General features: G+C 44.8%; 19 protein-coding genes. 4 read left to right on the top strand and 15 right to left on the bottom strand.

From position 1 onward, the window contains the following. Positions 1-197 precede the first annotated feature (197 nt). The 11 genes from GZ22_RS02545 to GZ22_RS02500 all read right to left on the bottom strand — a co-directional run bounded on the left by GZ22_RS02545 (position 198) and on the right by GZ22_RS02500 (position 12,149). A complete protein-coding gene (locus GZ22_RS02545) occupies positions 198-1,343 on the bottom strand; it encodes a family 43 glycosylhydrolase (protein WP_038558392.1) in 1,146 nt (381 codons plus the stop codon). Positions 1,344-1,361: 18 nt separating this feature from the next. Further along, a complete protein-coding gene (locus tag GZ22_RS02540) occupies positions 1,362-2,147 on the bottom strand; it encodes an HAD-IIA family hydrolase (RefSeq protein WP_038558390.1) in 786 nt (261 codons plus the stop codon). Positions 2,148-2,169: 22 nt separating this feature from the next. Further along, positions 2,170-2,427 carry a DUF6171 family protein gene (locus GZ22_RS19080; RefSeq protein ID WP_139193233.1) on the bottom strand — a complete coding sequence of 86 codons (258 nt, stop codon included), beginning with the start codon at positions 2,425-2,427 and terminating at the stop codon, positions 2,170-2,172. After that, complete coding sequence (locus GZ22_RS02535) at positions 2,424-3,638, bottom strand: sn-glycerol-1-phosphate dehydrogenase (RefSeq protein WP_051747972.1); 1,215 nt, start codon at positions 3,636-3,638, stop codon at positions 2,424-2,426. The genes GZ22_RS19080 and GZ22_RS02535 overlap by 4 nt, the downstream gene beginning before the upstream one ends. Continuing rightward, entirely contained in the window at positions 3,638-5,128 is a 1,491-nt protein-coding gene (locus tag GZ22_RS02530; protein ID WP_038558384.1) for an alpha-N-arabinofuranosidase, read from the bottom strand. The genes GZ22_RS02535 and GZ22_RS02530 overlap by 1 nt, the downstream gene beginning before the upstream one ends. A gap of 28 nt (positions 5,129-5,156) precedes the next feature. After that, positions 5,157-5,780, bottom strand: coding sequence for a YesL family protein (locus GZ22_RS02525; RefSeq protein ID WP_051747970.1), 624 nt, complete (start codon positions 5,778-5,780; stop codon positions 5,157-5,159). A gap of 33 nt (positions 5,781-5,813) precedes the next feature. Then, on the bottom strand, positions 5,814-6,653 hold the full coding sequence (locus GZ22_RS02520) for a carbohydrate ABC transporter permease (RefSeq protein ID WP_051747968.1): 840 nt from the start codon (positions 6,651-6,653) through the stop codon (positions 5,814-5,816). Beyond that, positions 6,653-7,591 carry a carbohydrate ABC transporter permease gene (locus tag GZ22_RS02515; RefSeq protein ID WP_038558382.1) on the bottom strand — a complete coding sequence of 313 codons (939 nt, stop codon included), beginning with the start codon at positions 7,589-7,591 and terminating at the stop codon, positions 6,653-6,655. Before GZ22_RS02515 ends, GZ22_RS02520 begins: the two co-directional genes overlap by 1 nt. 18 nt (positions 7,592-7,609) lie before the next feature. Further along, positions 7,610-9,130, bottom strand: coding sequence for an arabinosylfuranosidase ArfA (arfA, locus tag GZ22_RS02510; protein WP_038558380.1), 1,521 nt, complete (start codon positions 9,128-9,130; stop codon positions 7,610-7,612). A 247-nt stretch (positions 9,131-9,377) separates the two neighbouring features. Beyond that, entirely contained in the window at positions 9,378-10,715 is a 1,338-nt protein-coding gene (locus GZ22_RS02505) for an ABC transporter substrate-binding protein (RefSeq protein ID WP_038558377.1), read from the bottom strand. Positions 10,716-11,018: 303 nt separating this feature from the next. Further along, a complete protein-coding gene (locus GZ22_RS02500) occupies positions 11,019-12,149 on the bottom strand; it encodes a GntR family transcriptional regulator (RefSeq protein WP_038558374.1) in 1,131 nt (376 codons plus the stop codon). A 228-nt stretch (positions 12,150-12,377) separates the two neighbouring features. On the opposite strand from GZ22_RS02500, the gene GZ22_RS02495 reads away from it, so the two are divergent. Genes GZ22_RS02495 through GZ22_RS02485 form a run of 3 tightly spaced genes read left to right on the top strand, consistent with a single transcriptional unit; the run spans position 12,378 to position 13,780 of the window. Then, on the top strand, positions 12,378-12,770 hold the full coding sequence (locus GZ22_RS02495; protein WP_038558371.1) for a Crp/Fnr family transcriptional regulator: 393 nt from the start codon (positions 12,378-12,380) through the stop codon (positions 12,768-12,770). Continuing rightward, positions 12,746-13,072, top strand: a complete 327-nt coding sequence (locus GZ22_RS02490) for a Crp/Fnr family transcriptional regulator (protein ID WP_342666740.1) — start codon at positions 12,746-12,748, stop codon at positions 13,070-13,072. Before GZ22_RS02495 ends, GZ22_RS02490 begins: the two co-directional genes overlap by 25 nt. Positions 13,073-13,090: 18 nt before the next feature. Continuing rightward, positions 13,091-13,780 (top strand): YjjG family noncanonical pyrimidine nucleotidase, encoded by a 690-nt coding sequence (locus GZ22_RS02485; protein ID WP_038558366.1) that lies wholly within the window; start codon positions 13,091-13,093, stop codon positions 13,778-13,780. 128 nt (positions 13,781-13,908) lie between these two features. Here GZ22_RS02485 and araA read toward each other — a convergent pair whose 3' ends face one another. The 3 genes from araA to araD are packed head-to-tail and all read right to left on the bottom strand — an operon-like array spanning position 13,909 to position 17,800. Next, entirely contained in the window at positions 13,909-15,381 is a 1,473-nt protein-coding gene (gene araA, locus GZ22_RS02480) for an L-arabinose isomerase (RefSeq protein ID WP_038558363.1), read from the bottom strand. Between the two features lie 16 nt (positions 15,382-15,397). Beyond that, positions 15,398-17,089, bottom strand: coding sequence for a ribulokinase (locus GZ22_RS02475; protein ID WP_038558360.1), 1,692 nt, complete (start codon positions 17,087-17,089; stop codon positions 15,398-15,400). 12 nt (positions 17,090-17,101) lie between these two features. After that, positions 17,102-17,800 carry an L-ribulose-5-phosphate 4-epimerase gene (araD, locus tag GZ22_RS02470; protein WP_038558357.1) on the bottom strand — a complete coding sequence of 233 codons (699 nt, stop codon included), beginning with the start codon at positions 17,798-17,800 and terminating at the stop codon, positions 17,102-17,104. Positions 17,801-18,214: 414 nt separating this feature from the next. On the opposite strand from araD, the gene GZ22_RS02465 reads away from it, so the two are divergent. Then, entirely contained in the window at positions 18,215-18,769 is a 555-nt protein-coding gene (locus GZ22_RS02465) for a DUF4825 domain-containing protein (protein WP_038558355.1), read from the top strand. Positions 18,770-18,836: 67 nt separating this feature from the next. On the opposite strand, the gene GZ22_RS02460 is transcribed toward GZ22_RS02465, so the two are convergent. After that, positions 18,837-20,255, bottom strand: coding sequence for an amidohydrolase (locus GZ22_RS02460; protein ID WP_038558352.1), 1,419 nt, complete (start codon positions 20,253-20,255; stop codon positions 18,837-18,839). Between the last annotated feature and the right edge of the window lie 57 nt (positions 20,256-20,312).

Here is a 20,312-nt window from a genome sequence, read left to right as displayed (position 1 = left end):
AAGTAAGAGAGTATTTTAGTTTATTTAAAGTACTCGAATTAGAGTACTTTTGTTAGAGCAATTAATATCTTATTTCACTTTCTCAATGAAGTCAACAAAGATTTCCTTTCTTTTCTCGAGGCGATCTGGATAAATCCTTTTCTCTTCACTAAATGGACACAAAAAAAGTCCTTATACAACTGTATAAGGACTTTCGTTTACTCGATTATTATTGTTGCTTTTACCTTACTCAAGTCTTTAAGCCTATATCCTGGCTCACCGAAATACGGCATCCCATCCTTCCAGAAGAAACGCTGGATTCGAGCGTGACGGTTCGGGTCGTATAGTGGATTTCCTTCAATTTCTTTATAGGATCTAGCATGATAAACAAGCAAATCAATGCCTTCTTCTGTCACTGTAAAGCTATTATGACCAGGCCCATAAAGACCGGTATTCTCCGAGCTTGTCAGCACAGGCTCAGGCAGCTTTGTCCATGATGCAGGATCTAGCAGATCAGCATCTTCATCTGCATAGAGTAGACCCATAGCATAGCGGTCATCCGTTGCACTAGCAGAAAATGTAAGAAACACTCTTCCATGGCGATGCAGGAAAGCCGGGCCTTCGTTAACGTCGAAACCGTCTGTCTCCCATGCGTGTTCAGGTTTTGCCAGCAGTACTTGCTCACCTTTTATCTCCCAAGGATTCTTCATCTCGGCAATATAAAGATTGGATATTGTATCATTCTCTGTTTTCTGAGCCCAGACCAGATATCGTCTGTTTTGATGTTCAAACGTTGTCGCATCCAATGAGAAGCTTTGAAAATCTGTATTGATTGCTCCTTTTTCCGTCCATTCATCAGAAAACGGATCTCCTGTACACTCCAGCACATATGGACGTATTGCCCACACATCCTCTTTATCTCCAGCTGCAAAATGTATGTACCAATTCCCATCTATGTGATGCAGCTCCGGAGCCCAGATATGCTCTGACAATATACCAGATTCACGAGCCTCCCAAACCGTATGTTCCTCTGCCTCACGCAAACCTTCCAACGTCTTGGCGCGGCGCAGAACAATTCTGTCAAACTTCGGATAGGAGCCTGTGAAATAGTAGAATCCATCCGCTGCTTTCAGAATATACGGATCAGCACGCTGTTCAATAAATGGTTCTGGGAAATTCTCCGTTTCAATCTTTCCCTCTAATTCATATGTTCCAGCTTCACTCATTTCCGGCAGATCCGGCCAGCTTACTTGATATGCTGCTTGCACACCTTCTTCAATAAATACGTCGACTGTCTTCGGAAGCTCTACAGGCTCTCCTTGCTTCATACGAACTTCAACATGTTCGACATCAATCGTTTTCATCTTATCTCCTCCATATTCTTAAGTGAATGGAAGTTCCTTGATGGATGGCAGAATCAGATCCGGCTTGATACTAGAAATATCCGCCTGTTCTTTGGTTGTATTTCCTGTGAGCACTAATGCTGTCTTTAAGCCGAACATAGCTCCCATTGCGATGTCGGAAGTCAGACTGTCTCCGACAATCATCGTCTTTTCTGGTTCACTGCCAGCTTGCTGCATTACCTTTTGATACATGAAATGTGATGGCTTGCCGACGATAATATCGGTCTTCTTTCCTGTTGACGCTTCAATCGCTCCAATCAATCCACCAACATCCAGCTGTAAGCCATCTTTTCCTGGGAAAACAGGATCCTGATTGGTTGCGAGAATCCTGGCACCGTGGATGACAGCTCGGAAAGCCTGGTTTAAATCATGATAAGTAACACCTGTGTGCAGGGAAATCACGAGCCAATCAGCATCCTCCGGTTCATTAGCAAGTGTCAGACCAGCTTCAATGAGCTCTTCCCGTAAGCCTTCTTCCCCGAGCACCAACACAGGCAGCTTAGGATAATGGGTTTGCAGATAATCAGCTGCAAGATAGGAGGATAGAATAATATCTTCCTTTTCCCACTGAATACCTTGCTCCTTAAAATAGGCTGCAATCTGATTTCGGGAATGCGTGCCTCGATTGCTCAGCCCAATCACCCGTTTACCAGCTTCCTGCAGAGTCCGGATCGTTTCAGCAGCGCCGTCAATTAACGTGAAATCCTTCCATACTGTTCCGTCCAAATCGAATAGAATGCTATCTAACGCTTGATAGTAAGCCATAACTATCGCCTCCTTGCTTTGATTATACCTGCTGCCAGCGATTCCCGTCAGGATCTGGGCAGCGTTTATACGGAAGGGAGGCTCGGAACGCTACAAAACAACCGCAGCGAGCACAGGTATGGTCTGCTGTAAGCGACGGACAATTTGAACATATTTCTAATCGAGCAGACACGATGCTTTCTTCAGCCAAAACGGGTTCCATTGCTAGTTGATCTGCAACAAGTGCAGTCACTTCCTCCGCTGTATAGCTTTTCTTTTGCAGGCAAGTCCGGCAAGTCATTGACTGCTGATCCGATCCTGCAGTGGGTAGCTGATCTGCTTGTTCTTGAATTGATTGATAAGAAGCAGACCAGTACAGCGATCACGCAGATGGTACGCTTCATTCAAGCTGTTCTGTACAAGCCCTGAACCAATTCCAATTTCCTCAGCAGAAGCAGGTGCTCCGACCTGGTACAAATAGTATTGCAGTGCTTCCGGCGTCGGGAGTGCAGCAATCATCAAGCTGATTTCTTCCCAATGCTCCTGTAACCCTGGAGCATAAGCTCCTTTTGCTTCTGAAGGATCAAACTGCTCAATCCAATCTTTGTATAGTTCCGTAATAATGCTGCAAGCAACACCAACTTTAGCTCCATGTAGAAGCTGCCGTTTATCCGTTTCAAGCAAATGCATCTCCCAATAATGGGACAAATGATGCTCTGCTCCTGAAGCAGGTCGGGAGAAATCCAACACCTGCATGACAAGACCAGACTCGATTAATGCTTCCATCAAAATTCGTATGCCAGCTTCATCCGCCTTGGCTATTTCCTCGACATGATCGACACAAGTATCTAGCGAATGTCGTGTCATTTTGGCAGCCAGTGCATTATAGGGTTCTCCTCCGACTCTTGCAGAGATTTCCCAATCAAGCAGTGAGGTGAACTTTCCTAAAATATCTCCGAAACCAGCTGCAGTAAGTGGCCGGGGAGCTGCACATAACACATCCAAATCGGCAAACACCGCTATCGGTGCGGCTGTCTGGATCGTTTGCTTCACTCCCCGCAGGATTAGTGGCGCACCTTTGGAGGTGAAGCCATCGACTGATGCTGCTGTCGGAACTGCCACGAATGGAATGGAAAGCTTCTGACTGCAGAAACGGGTAATATCATGAATCGTTCCCGCCCCCACTGCTAAGAGGACATCTATATCCCCCGGCGTTTCAACAAGCACCTGTACAAGCGAAGCTTCATCAGCATTCACTTGACCGTGGTGATTCGCTAAAAGTTCAATCGTCTGAACATGGATGTTCTCTCTTTCAAGCAGCGCTGCCAGTTTGTCACCTGCGGCTGCTCTAGTCTGAGCATCCATAATAAGGACAGCTTTGCTCAAGCCCTTCTCATTCAAGTAAGCTCCGATTGATGTGAGTGCTCCACCTTCCACTTGCAGAAGCGGAAAAGTGGAAGGATTTATCCCATATTCATCTGCTAGTGCCAGCATATCTGCCGATAACTGCATCAGGCACCCTCCTCGATTGTCAAAACGGTCACGCTCATTGCTGGTAAAGTAACTTGTAATCCGCCATCCTGCTCGGCGAAATTCGTAAACGACACTACCTCAACGTCATTAGGCGAATCGAATGTATTACGGGCATCTCTCTTGTCTGATGCGAGAATTTTGCCGCTTACAGTTCCGAGTGTTGCACCGCGAAGCTCTGTATTTACTGTAACTTCATTTGTGTGGTCCAGATTACAGAAGCTAATATGAATTTTGCCGTCTTTTCCTCTCGATACAGAAGTACTGACAGTTGGATATGCCAATTCGCCATGCTTTATTTCATCTGATTCCAGATGGGAGGAAAGACGTTCCGCATCTTGATGTACTTGATACAAATCAAACACATGATACGTCGGTGTCTTGATCATTTCCTGACCTTCTGTCAAGATCATCGCTTGCAATACGTTGACTGTTTGCGCGATATTAGCCATCTGAACGCGTTCACTATGGTTATTGAAGATATTGAGTGAAGCACCAGCTACGAGCGCGTCACGGATTGTATTTTGCTGATACAGGAAGCCTGGGTTAGTACCAGGTTCCACGTCGAACCAAGTTCCCCACTCATCGATGATCAGCCCGACGCGTTTCTCAGGATCGTATTTATCCATGATAGTGCCATGCTTCTCAATCAACTCTTCAATATGAAGCGCACGCTTCAGCGTCAGATGCCATTCGTCTTCGGAAAAATCAGTAGCAGAGCCCTTACCAAGCCAGAAATCACCTGGAATCGTGTAATAATGAAGGCTTAATCCATCCATCATCGGTGCTGCTTCTTGCATGAGTGTCTCTGTCCACTTGTAATCATCAACATTGGCACCGCCGGCAATCTTATACAGCTTGTTGTCGCCGTAATTGCGTACATATGTCTGATAGCGACGATACAAATCAGCGTAATATTCCGGCCGCATATTTCCGCCGCAGCCCCAGTTTTCATTACCAACCCCGAAATACGTCAGCTTCCACGGCTCCTCGCGACCGTTCTCCTGACGCCAAGCTGTCATCGGCGATTCGCCATCAAATGTCATGTACTCGACCCACTCCGACATTTCCTGGACAGTACCGCTGCCAACGTTTCCGCAAATGTATGGCTCTGCTCCGAGCAGCTCGCAAAGCGTGAAGAATTCATGTGTCCCGAAATGGTTATTCTCCACAACTCCTCCCCAATGGGTATTCACCATACGCTTGCGCTCTTCACGAGGGCCAACTCCGTCTTTCCAGTGATATTCATCTGCAAAACAACCCCCAGGCCACCGTAATACCGGGATGTTCAGCTTTTGGAGTGCCTCAAGTACATCGTTGCGGATGCCTTTTGTATTTGGTATGGAAGAATCCTCTCCGACCCAGATTCCTTCATATATTCCTCTTCCGAGATGCTCCGCGAAATGTCCGTAAATGTTTTTATTTATTTTTCCTTCTGTGACATCAGCTTGAATGATCAATCTTGTCGACATGTTATCGCTCCAATCTATCAAAAATAAACTAACTGGCTAACTGTTCTTCGTGTTTCATCGTGGAGAATACCTTCATGCTCAGCCACATCCAGCCGAACGCACTGACACTGAAGCAGAAGAACAGCAGCAGCACCGGCAAGCCGATGCTATGATACAAAAGCGCGAACAGCAGTACACCGATCGATAGCGTCATATGGAACCTTGTCAGTCCAATGATGAACGCACTCCTAATGACCTGGAACGTACCGGACTTATAATTTGCCAGCAGCGGAAAACTCCAGAGCACAACCGTCATATAGCAGAAAATGAGCACATAGAAAAGGAAAGGCACCAGGAAGAATAACTGCCCATCTGCCTGTCTGATAAGCAGATAGTTTGTATACAGGACGAAACCCACCGCTCCAAGGAGCCACCCTAATTTATTTGCTGACCAGAACTCCTGTTTAAATGCTTTATGGAATGCTTGGTGCACCTTTACTTCTTCTCCATTAAGTATCCGGCGGGAAACCTGCAAGGCAGCTACCGTTGCCGGAGCTGCACCTGCAACGACCAGACCTAAGAGGCTGTATAGCAGGAACAGTGCATTCAAGTGTGCAAATCGGGTGATCCACAAAAGAGACTTATCGAGATTATTCATCACTTTCTTCAGCATGGTTCTAACTCCTTTCTAATTAAAGCTCAAGACTCAGCCTTTGACACCGCCCACAGTCAATCCGGAAATGAAATAGCGCTGGAAGAAGAAGAACAGAATTACAATTGGAATAATTGTCATTACAGACCCTGCAATCAACACATCATAGTTATTACCATACGGCGTAAGCAGTGTTGCCAATCCGAGCGGCAGCGTGAACATATCGTTGGAACGAAGTACGAGCAATGGCCACAGAAAGTTATTCCAGCTGCCAAGCCCTTGCAGAATTGCCATCGCTGCCAAGGACGGTCCCATCAGCGGCAGCATGATTTTAAAGAAGATACCGTATTCAGTCGATCCGTCAATCCGGGCAGCATCCATCAGCTCTTTAGGCAAACCAAGTGCATATTGCCGGAAGAAGAAGACTGCTACCGGAGCAACGACACCTGGAAGAATTACGCCCAGATACGTATCAATCAGCGTCATATCGATCATCAACTGGAATAGCGGCAGCATCAGGATTTCAAATGGCACCATCAGGATGAATACAACAGCGACAAAGAAAATGTTGCTTCCTTTGAAGTCATACATCGCCAGCGCGTAGCCAACCATGGATGAAAAGAACAGTGACAAAACAATCATCAATGCAGAAATCCAAAGACTGTTTCCATACCAAGTCCAATATTCAGCAGATTGTGTAAAGATGTACGTGTAATTGCTGAGTGTCAGTTCATCCCAAGGGAAGCTGAAAGAAATACCGTTTCGCATCAAGGAGGCGGAAGGAATGAACGAAGACAGCACGATACTGATGATCGGGAATAGTGCTATCAAACTGACAATAGCCATGACAACAGTAGCAATAACTCCCAGTAGTTTGTTGTTATTCTTTTTCATCATCGATCCCCCTTCTTGAATGTCCCGGTAGCAATTAAATAGATAATACTGATTACGAAGATGATGAGCATTAATACGACGCCAAGCGCAGCACCGAAGCCCATATCATTTTGCTGGATACCCTGCTGGTAAATGTAAGCCGCAATCGAAAGACCAATGTTACCAGGTGAACCAACAGCCCAGAATACGTAGCTTTCTTCAAACATACGGAAGCCGTTGATGATCGTGATCGTACTTACGAAAATGATAATCGGCTTAAGCATTGGCATCGTAATGAAACGGAAGCGCTGGAATCTGGTAGCACCATCAATTTCGGCTGCTTCGTACATTTCATCCGGTACATTTTGTAAGGCTGCTAGGAAGTAAAGGATATTTACGCCGATCCAGCGCCAGCAGGCGAGCATTACCATAAGGCCGATTGCTGCCCATGGTGTGAACATCCATTTCAGTGGATCAAAGCCGAACACCCCAATGAGCTGGTTAGCAACAGCGCTTTCCTGCTCACTGAACATGAAGCGGAAGATCATACCGCCGACGATCGTCGATGTAAGTGCCGGGATAAAGAGTGAAGCTCGGAAAATCGTCCGGAAGCGAACATGCTTCGAATTCAGAATTACCGCAAGCACCATCGGTATGATAGTCAAAATCAGTACGGTAAGTACTACATAAGCAGTTGTATTTGAGACAGCTCTGTAAAATGTTGGATTAAAGACGCGCTCATAGTTGCTCATCCCAATGAATTCCACTTGTCCCGGGAGTACACTCTGGAAACTCATAATAACTCCCTGTATAGCCGGATACACTGTGAAAAGAAGCAGTGACAGTACAAATGGCGATATGAAAACGAATGGTACTACCTTTTTTGAATTCAGAAACCGGAGGAACTTATTCTGTTTCTTCCGCGTTCTCACCGGTGATACTGGCGTAACTGTATTCATCACAATCCCCCCTCACCCTTAATTTGTTCTGGCTTTCCGCAGCCGGATGACATTCCAGGAAGTCCGATTCAATTGTGCCTTCAGTCTGCCGTCTTCCAAACTTGATTCTCCTTTGTTATGCGGTGCAACGCGTGTCGTGTCCTTTGTATTGGCAGCCTTCAAATCATGATGCTCAAGCACGATATGCTCTTCAATTTCATAGCCTTCAAAGCTCCTGACATCAACATCCAGTGGAATAGCTTCTTCCAGGTGCTTGTTCACTAGGAAAATCGTCAATGCTTCATCCTGCTCATCATAGACAGCAGCGCTATCAATGAACGGTACATCTGTGAAGTCTTTGCTATCATACTTAGGAGAAGAAAGGATCGGCTGCAAGCTGATTCCCCTACCATAAACGGATGCGTGCAAATAAGGATAATAGATTGTCTGTTTCCAAGATTGACCATTGTTTTCAGTCATAATTGGCGCAATAACGTTCACCAGCTGTGCCATGCAAGCCATTTTCACGCGATCAGCATGACGGAGCAAAGTGATTAGCATGCTTCCTACTAAGAGCGCGTCTTCGAAATTGTAGACGTCCTCCAGCTGTGGTGGTGCAACTGTCCATGGATCCAAGCGTTCATCATGCTCTCTGGAGTGATACCATACGTTCCATTCATCAAAGCTCAAATTGATTGTTTTCTTGCTGCGATGCTTTGCTTTGATGTAATCACAGGTAGCAGTAACTGTTTTGATGAAATGATCCATATCCATGTTCTTCGCCAGGTAGTTAGCTGGATCATTGGAGGTGTTGCCGTAATACTGATGCAGCGAGATATAATCCACTTCGTCATACGCGATATCAAGCGTCGTCGCCTCGTACTCCGGGAAAGTCGGCATATCCGTATTGGAGCTGCCGCACGCAACAAGTTCAATACTCGGATCAACAAGTTTCATAGCTTTGCCTGTCTCTTTAGCGATTCTGCCGTATTCTGCTGCTGTCTTATGTCCTACTTGCCAAGGCCCATCCATTTCATTTCCTAAACACCAGGTCTTGATGTTATGCGGCTGCTCGTAGCCATGCTCTCTGCGTAAATCACTCCAGTACGTCCCGCTAGGATGATTTGTATATTCGATCAGATTGCGTGCTGCATCAATACCTCGCGTACCAAGGTTAACAGCCATCATAACTTCCGCTTGCGCTTTCTTCGCCCAATCCACGAATTCATTCGTCCCGATCTCATTCGTCTCGATTGTGCGCCAAGCCAGCTCCAGGCGCTTTGGCCGGCTTTCCTTCGGTCCGACACCATCTTCCCAGTTGTAAGCAGATACCATATTCCCGCCAGGATAACGGACGATAGGCACTTGCAGCTCTTTCACCAAGTCAATAACATCTTTTCGAAAACCTTGTTCATCTGCATCTGGATGGCCTGGTTCATAAATACCGCCGTATACTGCTCTTCCTAGATGTTCAATGAATGATCCGTAAATTCGCTTGTCGACTTCGCTGATTTGATAACTCTTATCCAAAACCATCTTTGCTTGCAATTTATCTGCCATTTATCCCCACTCCTCTTTCTTTTTTGATAACGCTTACAATTAAGGTAAAAAAAGAAGGTGACACATCTCGCATCACGTACGAACATATTCCTCCTGCAATCTCCTTAACTAGAAATATGTACGTATAAGTTTATATATTCAGTATAGACAGATGCGTCTATAAAAACAAGCGTTTTTTGCATTAGTTGGAAATAATATAAAAACCCCAAGCTGCAATAGTGCTGCTTGGGGTTCTAGAGTCCAGTTATTACTTCATCGTACTTTCAATCTTATCAGCAGCTTCTTTCATTGCTTCCTCAGGAGTCTTATTCTTCTGTCTCAGCACAGAATCTGCGATTATCGTATTATACTCCGTCGAAACATCCGGTGTATTTTCGGTGATATTCAGTGTGTTGATCTCATCTTTAACCTCTAAGAGCATATCGAATATGCCATCACCGAAGAATTGATAATACTTATTATCTTCTTTGACTGCTTCACTTTCCCATACATCCCAGCGAGGCGGGTCAAATCCGAGAACCTTCCATAGATTGATGCTTCCTTCTTCCGACAGCTTGGTATACGCCAGGAATTCCTTCGCCAAATCCGTCTCTTCTGACTGATTGGTCACGACCGTACCGGTACCGCCCATACCTGCAGAACGTTTACCGCCTTCTTCCCATGCAGGAAGCGGCTTGATGGCAATTTTGCCTTCCATTTCTGGCATGTTGTCAACAAAACGTCCCATATACCAAAGCGGTGCTAGTATGGCTGCTGCCTTTCCTTCCGAATAATACTTATAGAAATCCTCTGATTGGTTCATTCCACCAGGAGTAAGTTCAGCGATTTTCTCTGTATAAATAGCATCATACAAGAATTGAAGGGTCTTAACGTTGGTTTCGTTATCCAATGTCAAATTGCCTTCTGCATCAAAGAAATCGGAATCTTGCTGGGAAACCATCGGCCACAAATCCATGAGGAAGTCACCTGTACCGACGTTCCACATAACAGCATCTGTGTTTTCTGTCACTTGTTTACCGGCTTCCACGAAGTCATCCCATGTCTGGATTGAATCGATATCCACTCCAGCTTGCTCCATAATTTCTGTATTATAATACATAACAGTTGCACCTACATGAGTTGGAACGCCATAATAATCGCCTTCCTTCGCATATAGATCAAAACGAGCCTCAACGGAATCAGCAAGGACTGGCTCCACATATTCGTTCATTGCCTCAAGCTGCGGTGTTCCTTGTAAAAAGTTCGGAAACTTGCTTAATTCAATATCTGCTATATCTGGTGCTCCCTTACCTGATTGCAAACTAAGCAGCAGGTTATTATGCATATTATCGTACGGATACGTTTCAGCTACGAGCTTGATTGGCCGGTCCGGAAATTCTTCATTCCAGCGTTCTGCTGAATCTTTGAATAAATCCATATGCTGACCGACAAATGTCCAATAAGTCAATTCTGTTGCATTCTCCAGATCTGCACCAACAACTTCCGTTTCATCCGCTTCACTGCCACCGCCACTTCCACCTTTGCTGCAAGCAACCAATATGATGACCATCAAACCGATCATCAGCGTCTTCAAGACCTTCTTCATAAAGCTACCCCCTCATTTTTGAACTCAATAAGCAGAATTTGAAAGCGTTTACTAAAGAGGTCATACCTCCCTTTCCGTACTCGGCTAACTGGGGAATGGTCTGGATGATAGCGCATACATTTAGATGCGTCAGCCTATACGATGCGTGTTATGTATATCCTATCACCGCTGCCCTAATCAGTCAATAAGTTTCAGGTTAATATCTTTACAACTTATACGAACAAGATTTTATAAATAGAAATTATGAAGAATACTTGTTCAACAAGTTATAAAAATAGAGCTGATTAACTCAGCTCCATCTGTTTACTTTATTTTTTCTAATGTATCTGCTTTGATAGCTTGTGTGGACTGCCTTGGTACTAGCTTTGTCGGGAACACAACACTGTCTATTGCCCCTTCAGAGCCCTTACCTTGATTACTCTCAATTAAATCCAGAATCAATTTGCCGGCCGCCCTGCCAAGCTCTGCTTTCGGATGTTCTACAGAAGTCAGTTTCACTTCCGATAATTCAGTCAGGAAGGAATTATCAAAGCCTACAATCGACATATCCTGAGGAATTTTCAAATTACGTTCCCGCAGCACATTGATCAGTTTGATAGCCAGTTCATCGTTATAGCATACTAATCCAGTTGGATTGGCATCTGTTTGATTCAATAATGCTTCAAGCTCCTGTACTGGCTTTTCATGCTTTTCTTCTGTGTTGTATGTCACGATATGTTTCGGATTGATTGGTACTTTATATTCTCGATGTGCTTTTAAGTATCCTTTCATTCGCAGCGTGCCCTGCATGTCGTCCGTTTTAAAGAAGCCGATGATATCCCGATGCCCTTGCTTGATAAGATGCTCTGTTTGCAGAAACGCACCACGCTCATCATCGACAAGCACTCGATACGGCTCCAAAGCATCGTAATAAGCATTAATCATGATATATGGAATCTGCAGCCGCTCCAAATTCAAATAGTAATTGATATTCGGATTGGCAGATGCACTTTTAGTCGGCTCAATAATAGCACCATCAAAACCAGTAGTGATAATTCGTTCGAGATACTCCCGCTCTTTTTCATGATCATTATTCGTATTAAACAAGCTCACATTATATCCATGATCACTTAAATAAGCTTCTGCTCCGCGAATGATCGATGGGAAAATATAATCTGAAATGTACGTCGTTACGATGGCAATATTTTTATTTTGCATAGCGTTCTGCTGCAGCTGCTGTTTCGACCGATCAGCACAGAATGTTCCAGCACCTTGTTCACGGTAAAGCCAGCCCTCATTCACCAGCTCTCCGATTGCAAGACGTACCGTATGACGGCTCACATCGAATTGCTTCATCATTTCGCTCTCCGATGGAATTTTAGCATGCGGCTCATACGTACCATCGAGGATTTTGGACTTGATTGCCTGTTTTACAATTGCATATTTTGTCTGCATAACTAACACCAGCTTCCTTGACATGTTCGTATAAGTTAGCATAACACATGAGAAGGAATAGGGCACTATGTTGCTATAAATTACGTTCAAGCAAAAGAAGAAGACGTGGGAAAGGATATGATTTATTCCGTCCTTTGCTGATTAAATAACTATATGATACGATCGGGACATATGTCCTTTCCTTTCCAATTTACCAACATATACTATAAGTAGAGGGCGGGCCTGTTTATGCAGCTTATACATAACGCAACACTGCTGGAATCTTATATAGAGAAATATGAGTTCAGGCAGCACTTCCCATCTGAACTGATAAATTATTTTCGTTTATACAGCGCCAGTACCGGTGATGCTATCTGCGAACAAGGAGAACACGTGACCCAGCTGTATTTGCTTGTAAAAGGAAAAGCTACTGTATCTTACGTTGCCGAGAATGGCAAGAAACTGATTGTTTCATTCAAGCAAGCTTTCGAATTATTTGGTGATATAGAATATATCAAGCAGATCGATGCATTACATACAGTTGAGGCTGCTAGTGATGTCCATCTAATCCGGATACCAATTGATTCAATACATATGCGGCTGCATATCCGCCTTTTCTGCAGCTTCTGCTCCGCGAAGTAACAGAGAAGTTCCAGCTTAAATCAAGAGCATTCAGCTTCAGTCTGACCCACGGCGCTCTCACCAGGTTAGCAAGCTATCTAATGCGTATGATGACAGCGCATGACGGCAGACAGCTGACCAGCCCATTGCCAACTAGCCGAACAAGCGATATTGCGGATCATATCGGGACGACCTCTCGGCATGTGAACCGTTTACTTGCTACGTTAGCTAAAGAAGGCATTATTGAACGCAGCAAGAGTGCAATATCTATAAAAGACTGGGAAAAACTCGAACAGCTAGCAAATCAATCAATCTACGCTTAATAACTGGAGGAAGACAACATGACTAAACAATATGATGCTTTATTTTTCGATGTTGATAACACCATCTTAGACTTCACAAAAACTGAGCAGGAAGCTCTGCCGCTTCTATTTAAGCAACACGGTCTGCCAACAGATGAAGCAGCTATGACCGCGTACCGCACTATCAACCAGCGACTGTGGAGTTCTTTTGAAAAAGGAGAAATCAATCGTGATACTGTCGTCAGTTCCAGATTCACCGAGTTCTTCGCCATCTACAACAAGCAAGTAGACGGAGCTGATTTGGATGCTGCCTATCGCGAACTGCTCGCACAAGGAAGACATATGATAGCTGGTGCAGCTGAAATATTGGAGGAACTGTCCAAGAATTATCCTTTATATATCGTGACAAACGGTGTATCTGAGACACAATTCCGCCGTCTGAAAGCGACTGGACTGCTTCCATATTTCCAATCTGTTTTCGTTTCTGAAGATACCGGTTTCCAAAAACCGATGGCCGGGTTCTTTGATTATGTGTTTGAACGCGTTCCTGGCATTGAGCCAGAACGTTCATTGATTATCGGAGATTCCTTAGTTGCAGATATTCAAGGTGGTAATATGGCTGGTATGGACACATGCTGGTTCAACCCAAGCAGACTGCCGAATCACCTTCCGCTCCAGCCGGATTTTGAAATAAGTAAATTAGACGAATTGCAGGATATTCTGAAGTAATAAGAGAGGCATATACTACTAGTTAACTTATAATCGAAATCTAACTATAAAGAGTGTGATATAAAAAAGGGGCTTCTACGCCCCTTTTTGGTTTTTATTTCGATATTAGAAAGAATGACAAATTGATCTTATTTCCATACCACCTGGTTCCACTGCAACTCTTTCCGGAACTGTTTTAGGGTTGTATTATTATCAATCGTCACACATTCGATGCCGACCAATTCTGCAAAGTCCTCCAGCTGCTCTGCTGTGAGTGCAAATGATAGCGCCGTATGATGCGCACCACCAGCATAGATCCACGCTTCTGTTGCTTCGCTCAAGGACGGCTGCGGCTTCCACAAGACTTTGGCAACTGGAAGATTCGGTGTTTCTTTCTCAGATTCGACAGCGTCCACTTTGTTGATAATCATGCGGAAGCGTCCGCCAAGCTCGATAATCGAGACATTGACCGCTTCACCAGCGATGCCATCGAATACAATACGAGCCGGATCTTCTTTACCGCCAATACCGAGCGGATGGACCTGGATGGACGGTCGATTTGCTGCTACTGTTGGGCATACCTCCAGCATGTGTGATCCTAGAATTAGTTCATTGCCTTCTTCCAAATGATACGTGTAATCCTCCATAAAGGATGTCCTATCATTATTTGCCATCGCCTTCAACAAGCGCACGAGTGCTGCTGTACGCCAGTCTCCTTCTCCAGCAAAGCCATAGCCTTGTGCCATCAGATGCTGGACAGCTAGACCTGGGAGCTGCTTCATACCGTGCAGATCTTCAAAGTTTGTGCTGAATGCCTGATAGCCTCCGCGATCCAAGAAACGCTTCAACGCAACTCCAATTCGTGCCTGCTCCCGCACAGAAGCTAGCTGGTCTTCTTCAGTCGGAAGGTCATAAGCTTCCTTATACGTCGATACCTGTTCATCGACATCGGATTCACTAACTTCCTTCATCTCGGCAACAAGATCGCCGATACCGTAATAATCAACTGTCCAGCCAAATTTAATCTGCGCTTCTACTTTATCACCGTCTGTGACCGCTACAGTGCGCATATTATCACCAAAGCGAGCTACTTTGATTTGCTGACTTTCATTGAATCCTACTGCAGTCGTCATCCAATCCGAGACTCGATTTTGTATTTCTTTATTGCCCCAATAGCCGACAATGACTTTTCTGGCTTTATTTAGGCGTGTTCCCATGAAACCATATTCACGGTCACCATGAGCGGATTGGTTCAGGTTCATAAAGTCCATATCGATTGTATCCCATGGCACATCGCGGTTGTATTGTGTATGCAAGTGCAGCAATGGTTTCTGTAATGTCTTCAATCCGCCAATCCACATCTTTGCAGGTGAAAACGTGTGCATCCAGGTAATCAGCCCGGCACATTCCGGGTCCGCATTTGCCTCCAGACTAACTCGCTGGATATCAGCTGCATTCGTCAGTACTTCCTTGAAAGCAATCGGAAATGGAAGTGTACCTTGCTCATTCAGTTTGTTAACCAGATCCTCAGAGTTCCCTTGCACCTGATTAAGCGTTTCTTCTCCGTATAGATGCTGGCTTCCTGTCACGAACCAAAATACATATGGCTTTACTTGTAACATCCTAACTCCCCCTTTATTACTGTACTGTCAATTTTCTTTCAGACTGAGACCGAATCGATTTCAGGCGTTTCATCACATCGTTTGCTCCCCGGCCAAAATAATCGTGCAACGTGTTATATTCCTGATAGATTAACTCATAGATTTCAACGTTTTCTGGTATCGGCTGAATAACCTCTTCCTTCACTCTTGCCATCTTGTCAGCCGCATCAAGTACGCTGTCATATCCGCCTGCTTCTGCACCAGCAGCTACGGCACCGAACATTGCTGCACCAACAGCTGGCGTTTGCACCGAATCCGCAATATAAATAGGTCGGTTCGTTACGTCTGCGAAAATTTGCATCAGCAATTTATTCTTCTGAGGCAGACCACCGCATGCATAAAGTTCTTCTACCGAAACGCCACTTTGATGGAAAGCGTCTACAATTTTACGCGTACCGAATGCTGTTGCTTCGAGCAAAGCGCGATACACTTCTTCCGGCTTTGTCGCCAGCGTCAGACCGAGCACCATCCCGCTTAATTCCGTGTCAACGAGCACTGAACGGTTACCGTTCATCCAGTCCAACGCCAACAATCCTGTTTCTCCCGGGCGATACGTACTAGCTCGCTCCTCCAGCCATTGATGCACATTCTGCCCGGCAGCTTCTGCCTGACGATAGACATAAGCCGGAACCTGCTCGTCGACGAACCAGCCAAAAATATCACCAACTGCAGACTGTCCAGCTTCGTACCCATAATAGCCCTCGATAATGCCATCCTCGACGACACCGCACATTCCTTCAACCGTCTGCTCTTCTGTACCAAGCAGCATGTGACAAATCGATGTGCCCATTGCCATCACGAGTTTGCCTGGAGTTACAACACCCATTGCCGGAACAGCTGCATGGGCATCGACATTTCCTACTGCGATCGCAATACCTGGTGATAGATTCATAGATGCTGCAAATGAATCCTGAAGTTCTCCAGCTTTTGTTCCGAGCGGATATACTTCTCCACGCAGCTTCGTATCAGCCAAATCTCGCATTGCCGGGTGCAGGCTTTCGAAGAAATCTGCCGTTGGATAGCCGTCCCGCTTATGCCAGATAGCTTTATAACCAGCTGTACAGCTATTTCGTTTCAGTTCACCTGTCAGCTGAGATATGACCCAATCTGTTGCTTCGATGAACTGATCGGCAGCTTCATAGATTTCAGGAGCTTCATCAGCAATTTGCCAGATTTTTGGTATCATCCATTCCGAGCTGATTTTCCCGCCATAGCGAGCTAGAAATCCCTCGCCACGCTCACCAGCAATTTCATTCAGCTTATTCGCTTCTTCCTGTGCAGCATGATGCTTCCAAAGCTTTACCCAGCTGTGCGGATTATCACGAAATGCCGGGTCAAAGCATAATGGTTCCAGATTTACATCCACCGGTAAGATCGTACAAGCAGTAAAATCGATGCCGAGTCCGATAACATCTGCCGGATCCACCCCGGCAGCCTGCATAACCGCTGGTACCGATTGGCGCAGTACATCGAGGTAATCCATCGGATGCTGCAGCGCCCATTCATAGCCAAGCGCTTTTTCCAAATGTGGCAGTTTAACATCCATTACACCGTGACGGTATTCCGTCACATGCTCTGCCATTTCCATCCCATCTTGAAGCCGGACGAGCACCGCTCTGCCGGATTGTGTTCCATAATCAATTCCAATCGAAAATTTGTCCGTACCCATGGAATTCTCCTCCTAAGTGGTTTGGCCGTAGTATGCGTCAGCCCCGTGTTTTCGTAAATAATGCTTATCCAGCAGCTGCTGATCCATATCCTCCACCTGCTGATCCAGCTGGTAGGACAGATGCGCAATCTTCGCTACCTCTTCCAGCACAACAGCGTTATGTACCGCTTCGGCCGGTGATTTCCCCCAATTGAAAGGCGCATGCTTGTGTACGAGCACACTCGGCACCTGATTCGGATCAAGTCCCTTTGTCCGGAAAGTCTCCACAATCACATTTCCTGTCTCCAATTCATAGTCTTTCTGAATCTCTTGTCCGGTCATCGGTCTGGTACAAGGGACAGTTCCATAGAAGTAGTCCGCATGAGTTGTGCCAAGAGCAGGCACCCCTTTTCCAGATTGCGCAAAGGATGTTGCCCAAGTGGAATGGGTATGGACGATTCCGCCAATATCTTCAAAATGCTTATACAAAACTAAATGAGTTGCTGTATCCGATGAAGGCTTCATGTCGCCTTCTACTACTTCGCCATCCAGGTTAACAACAATCATATCCTTTACCGTCAGCTTCTCATATGCCACGCCACTCGGCTTGATGACCACCAGCCCGGCATCTCTATTGATACCGCTTACATTTCCCCACGTAAAAGTTACCAGCTCATGCTTTGGAAGGTCTAAATTCGCTTGCAGTACCTGTTCCTTTAATTCCTCCAGCATTAGGTCCACCTCTCCTTGTACGTATATTTGATTTCATAATGTGATTTTACCTCAATTGGTACGTACAATCAATCACTTATTTAAAACTTAAACGTACAAGTTTGAAAATCAGAATGATCGCCAGACATTTCTACTTCTTCCATTTTGTAATCATTTCCATCAGTAATATGTCATGCATCACAAACGCTCTTATTCGTTTACACGATTTTTCTGCACTATGTCAATCACTATTACTGATAGTTTTATCATTTAATTTGAATCTTTAACAGTGTATTCCATATTGTGACATGCGAATACTGTAGAAACCACATACCATTTTGCGGTAGTCCGCAATTGTATTTCTCCACTCTTCAATCACATCATTATCTTCGATAGAATGTCTTTATAAATACAAAAAATGCAGGAGGGATAATAATGAATCTAAAAATAACAAGTGCTGTTGTTATTTTAACTATAGGATTAAGCTTGACCGCTTGTTCAAATAATGAAGATACTGGAGTAAGCATCGAATCAGTAGAACCAGCCGAACTACAGGAGTATCAGGAAACCTTCATAGGTAGTAATGGTGATGTAAGTGGAATTCTCTCTAATTTGCCAGGCAATACTATGCAGAAGGAGTACAGTGTTGCTGACCAAAATTTAACAGTCAGCTATGACACGGGGCAATTAGAGAGTCAGCCGGATGATGGCTGGTATAACAATGAAAACGGAGTCAAAGAGACGTTTTATCACAATTCCCTTTATATTGCTGCACTCATAGATAATGTGGAAAAAATAGAATTCTCATTAGTAAATGAACAGACGGAATATACCTGGATGATCTCTAAAACAGAATTAGAATACTTTTTAGAAACTGACTTATCTGAGGAAATAAAGAATGAGCAAGCTTGGAAGAATTATATAAACGAGCAACTAAATACGAAGAACATCGAAAGCATTTATGACGAGTTTCCTTTGGAAATTCAATGACCTAACTAAAAACATAAAGTTGTTTAAATGAAAAGAAGACAAGTCCTAGGACTTGTCTTCTTTTCATTTATTTAGCCACTCTTTTTACCGGTGCGGGTTTCGTATCTGACGGAATCAATGATCTGTACGTTTCTCCCTCAAGATTGGCTTGGTGCTCTGCTTTTATTCCTTCTAGCAGCTCTGGCTGTTCTAACAATTCCATAGCTGAAGCAGCCAATACTTTGCCAGTGTACAGCATACCTTTGTGAGCAACAGATGATTTCCCTTGCGTCACAAGCTGCCAGCTGTGGAATGGTGTTGCGAAAGCACAGGTTGTGATATAAATCTGACCAGTTGGGACAAGCCAGCTTACATCACCTACGTCTGTCGATCCTTTAAAGAAGCCAGGAACTGATGAAAATTCTTTCACGCCTTTTGCAAGCACTTTGTTATCGCTTTTCTCAATCACAGCTTTTTCTTCTGCACTAAAGGTTTGCTGGATAGATTGGGCAAATGCAGTTTCTTCTTCGGTATAACTAGGGGCCTTGGTTGTTATCAGATGCTTATGTATCAGTCTACCCAGTGTCTCATTTGGAATCAGATCTGCTGATGCCGCATCGAATTGAATCTCCAATTGTGTGCCTGTCATCAAGGCTGCTCCTCTGGCAACGTCTTTGACCCGCTCCAGAATCTCTTCAACCTGACCCATTTTTGGAGCACGGATTTTGTAAAGTACCTCTGCATTAGCCTGTACAACATTCGGGCTCATTCCGCCAGTATCAGTAATGGCATAATGCAGCTGTCCTTCCGGAATGATGTGCTCACGCAGGAAATTGGAACCGATGTTCATCAGCTCAACTGCATCCAAAGCACTTCTGCCAAGATGAGGACTGAAAGCTGCGTGACTGCTTGTCCCAGTAAAACGGAAATACACTTGGCAAGTTGCCAGCATTCTAGCATGATAGACTTGATTTTCATCCCATGGATGCCATGTCAATGCCACATCTACATCATCGAAAAGACCGGCTCGAGCCATAAAGGCCTTACCGCCTCCACCTTCTTCTGCCGGACATCCATAATAACGTACTGTGCCTTCCAGTCCGGTTTCTTCCATCAGCTGCTTTACTGCAATCGCAGCTGCCATCGCTCCTGTCCCAAGCAGGTTATGTCCGCAGCCATGTCCATTGCCGCCTTCTTCTATCGGATCCTTTGTTGCGCTATCTGCTTGCTGGCTCAAACCAGATAATGCATCGTACTCACCTAGAAATGCAATAACCGGCTTCCCGCTTCCAAAGCCAGCAACAAATGCAGTCTCAACATCACCCGCATTTCGCTCCACTTCAAAACCTTCTTCTTCCAATGTTGCCGCTAGTATTTCAGCAGATTGAACCTCTTCATATCTCGTCTCTGCAAAATCCCATATTCGATCGCTGACAGCAGTCAGCTCATTACTTTTACCTTCCAGAATTTCTGATATTCTCGTGTAAACATCATGACTTGTTTGCAAGATAGGGTTCCTCCTGATAGTAGAATCAATCATCCCTATTATATCATTTATAATTCT

Source organism: Terribacillus saccharophilus (assembly GCF_000725365.1).
GTDB lineage: Bacteria > Bacillota > Bacilli > Bacillales > Amphibacillaceae > Terribacillus > Terribacillus saccharophilus.
The sequence above is the reverse complement of the archived record's forward strand: the minus strand, read 5'-3'. Positions and strand labels throughout refer to the sequence as shown.